This window comes from Adlercreutzia sp. DFI.6.23 (assembly GCF_024462535.1).
Classification (GTDB): domain Bacteria; phylum Actinomycetota; class Coriobacteriia; order Coriobacteriales; family Eggerthellaceae; genus Adlercreutzia; species Adlercreutzia rubneri.
Map to the genome: position 1 here is coordinate 1 of NZ_JANGBP010000532.1, position 300 is coordinate 300.

At 64.7% G+C, this 300-nt stretch carries 2 protein-coding genes; both read right to left on the reverse strand.

Going from position 1 to position 300, the window contains the following annotated elements; translation table 11 throughout:
- Position 1: 1 nt before the first annotated feature.
- Positions 2-238, reverse strand: a complete 237-nt coding sequence (locus NE591_RS14445) for a hypothetical protein (RefSeq protein ID WP_256157008.1) — start codon at positions 236-238, stop codon at positions 2-4.
- The gene (locus NE591_RS14450; RefSeq protein ID WP_256157009.1) at positions 239-298 is read right to left on the reverse strand and encodes a hypothetical protein; all 60 of its coding nucleotides are present in this window, start codon (positions 296-298) and stop codon (positions 239-241) included.
- Positions 299-300: the final 2 nt, after the last annotated feature.

Here is a 300-nt window from a genome sequence, read left to right on the forward strand (position 1 = left end):
ACTAGGCGATGGGATCCTCGCCGAGGTCGCCGTTGCTCAGAGTATCCAGATCCTGCAACGTTTCCTTAGGGTCGGCACCGGCCGTGAGGAAGCTGGGGTCGTCCAGGTTCAGGCCGTCCAATTCCATGGGGCCTTCCACGCGACAGCAGTAGTTGCCCTCGGCGTCCAGGTCGATCAGCACGTGGCTGCGGTCGCGCAGCTCGCCGGAGATGACCTTCTCGGCGATGCGGTCGACCAACTAGCGCTGGATGAGGCGCTTCAGCGGACGGGCGCCGTACACCGGATCGTAGCCGTCGATGG